The following is a 273-nucleotide window of genomic DNA, read 5'->3' on the forward strand; positions in this document are numbered from 1 at the left end:
CCTACGATTCAGTAACAGGCGCAGAAGTCACAGATAAATTCAATATCACAGTTAACAACGGTGTAATCACTGCAACACTTAAAGATGGCTTCACTAAGTCACTTGGCGATGCAGAAAACACTCAAGTTATCGACACAACTAAATTCGCCTTCGGACGTTACTACAAGTTCGACATCCCAACAACAGTTAAAGCTGATGTTGCAGGTGGTGTAGATATCGAAAATACTGCGGCCCAAGTTGTAAACTACTACAACCCAACAACTAAGAAAGTTG

1 protein-coding gene is annotated in these 273 nt (G+C 41.4%); it reads left to right on the forward strand.

Going from position 1 to position 273, the window contains the following annotated elements; translation table 11 throughout:
* The coding region (locus tag HMPREF2697_RS10495; protein WP_180364357.1) for a hypothetical protein at positions 1-273 on the forward strand (273 nt) is incomplete at both ends.

The sequence above is a fragment of the Streptococcus sp. HMSC064D12 genome (assembly GCF_001837205.1).
Taxonomy (GTDB): Bacteria; Bacillota; Bacilli; order Lactobacillales; family Streptococcaceae; genus Streptococcus; species Streptococcus salivarius_D.